Here is a 2563-nt window from a genome sequence, read left to right as displayed (position 1 = left end):
TGGCCGGCGGGTACGGTCACCGGCTGCCCCTGCACCGTGCACTCGAAGTCCGCGCCGTTGAGGTTGTCGATCGTGATCTCCGTGTGGGTGCACCGGACCCGCACGTGCGTCCCGCGCACGGTCAGCCGGAACGTCACCGCGCCCCACTCCGCGGGCACCCGGGGGTCGAACGAGATGTCGCCCCGGTAGTCGCGCATCCCGCCGAACCCGCTCACGAGCGCGGACCAGACCCCTCCGGTGGAGGCCACGTGGATACCGTCGGTGGCGTTGCCGTGCACATCGGCCAGGTCCACGACGAGCGCCTTCTGGAAGTGTTCGAACGCCTCGTCGCAGTACCCGATCTCGGCGGCGATGATCGACTGCACCACCGCGGACAGCGTCGAGTCACCGGTGGTGAGCGGGTCGTAGTACTCGAAGTTCGCGCGCTTCTCCGCTTCGGAGAACTCGTCGCCGCGCAGGAACATCGCCAGCACCACGTCGGCCTGCTTGAGCACCTGGTGCCGGTAGATCACCAGCGGGTGGAAGTGCAGCAGCAGCGGTCGGCGCGGGTCCTCGAGATCCTGGTCCCAGACCTCCTTGGCGAGGAAGTCCTGGTCCTGCGGGTGCACGCCCAGTTCCTCGTCATAGGCGATCACCATGCTCTCGGCGGCGCGCCGCCATTCCGCGATCTCGCCGTCGTCGATCTTCAGGCGCCGGCAGATCCCCGCCCAGCGGCCGTCGCCCAGCTCGGCGATCCGCTTGCACGCGATCGCGGCGGCCACCAGGTTGAACCTCGCCATGGCGTTGGTGAACAGGTTGTTGTCCACCACGGTGGTGTACTCGTCGGGCCCGGTGACGCCGTGGATGTTGAAGCAGCCGTCGTCGGCGAAGAACCCGAGCGAGACCCACATCCGTGCGGTCTCGACCAGCATGTCCACGCCCTCGCGGATCATGAACTCCTGGTCGTCGGTGGCCCACAGGTACTTGACCAGGGCGTGCGCGATGTCGGCGTTGATGTGGTACTGCGCGGTACCGGCCTCGTAGTACGCCGACGCCTCCTCGCCGTTGATGGTCCGCCACGGATAGAGGGCGCCCTTGACCGACAGGTACTTGGCCCGGTCGCGTGCCTTGTCGAGCATGTTGTAGCGGAAGCGCAGGGCGTTCCGGGCGAACCGCGGCACGGTGTAGGTGAGGAACGGCAGGACGTAGGTCTCGGTGTCCCAGAAGTAGTGGCCGGAGTAGCCGCTGCCCGTGACACCCTTGGCGGCGATGCCGTTGTACTCGGCCCGGGCGGACGCCTGCGCCAGCTGGAACAGATTGAAGCGGATGGCCTGCTGCGTCTCCGCAGGCCCTTCCACCTCGACGTCGGCGCGGTCCCAGAAGTGGTCGTACCAGTCCCGCTGGGTGCGGTGCAGGTCCTCGACCCCGCGCACGCGGGCCCGGCCCAGGGTGCGCGAGCACCGGTCGGCCAGTTCGCGGGCGGGGACGACCTCGGAGGTGTGGTACGCCGCCAGCTTGGTCAACTTGAGCACTCGCCCCGGGGTGGCGTGGGCGTGGTAGACGACCTTGGACGAGTCGTCGTCGATCTCGTGGCTCATGGCCACGTCGTCCTCGGTCTCGAAGATGTGGTCCACGGCGACGGCGATCGTCATCCCCGAGTTGGCGCACCGGTAGCCGTGCACGTGGTAACCGCCCTGATCCTCGGTGACCTGGGGGTCGAGCACGCGGTGCTCGAGCCCCTCCGCGCGACGGGGGTCGAAACCCTGTGCCGGGGCACCCTCCGAGGAGCTGTACTCGTTCTCCCCGTCCTGCCTGTTGAGGACCTGCGAGGAGATCACGACGGGCGCGGGCTCGTCGGGGAGTTCGATCTCGTAGGTCATCACCGCGAGGTGCTTCTCCACCATCGACACCATCCGGCTGGAGCGGATGACGACCTTCTTGCCGGCGGGGGTGCGCCACACGACCTCGCGGCGCAGGACACCGTCGCGGAAGTCGATGCTGCGCTCGTAGTGCTCGAGGTCGGCCACGGACAGGCGGAGCGGCTCGTCGTCCACATAAATGCGGATCGTCTTGGTGTCCGGGGCCTGGATCATCGTCTGGCCCTCGCGCGCGAGCCCGTAGGCGTCCTCGGCGTGCTGGATGTGCCAGGTCTCGTGGAAGCCGTTGACGAAGGTGCCGTGGTGGACCGAGTCGCGACCCTCCTCGGGGTTGCCGCGCATGCCCAGGTAGCCGTTGGCCACGGCGAACTGCGTCTCGGAGACCCCGAGCGGGGAGGCCTTGGGGTTTGTCTCCACCCAGCGCCACGGGTCCGCGGGGTGCGTGGAGCGGTTGATCTCCGGCACCTCGAGGTGGCTCCGGAGGTTGACGCCGTAGGTGGTCCGGATGTTGCCGGGGACGGACTGGCCGATCGTGTCGTGGACCGGGCCGCGCCCGGGGGGGACGGGTGTCATGACCGCGCCCCCGTCAGCCCGGGGATCAGTTCGGCCAGGTCGACGACGACGATGTCGGCACCCTCCCGGAGCAGGACGTCGCGGCCCGCGCCGCGGTCCACGCCGACGACGTGGGCGAACCCGCCGGCGGCACC

The 2563-nt window shown here is 69.0% G+C and carries 1 protein-coding gene; it reads right to left on the bottom strand.

Annotated elements, in window-relative coordinates:
- Nucleotides 1-2429, bottom strand: a 2429-nt coding sequence (locus G6020_RS17440) for a glycoside hydrolase family 65 protein (protein ID WP_182610408.1), incomplete at its 3' end; no start/stop codon positions are given.
- Nucleotides 2430-2563: the final 134 nt, after the last annotated feature.

It is taken from the genome of Dietzia sp. B19, assembly GCF_014145155.1.
Taxonomy (GTDB): domain Bacteria; phylum Actinomycetota; class Actinomycetes; order Mycobacteriales; family Mycobacteriaceae; genus Dietzia; species Dietzia natronolimnaea.
This window is presented reverse-complemented; position numbering and strand designations above follow the sequence as displayed.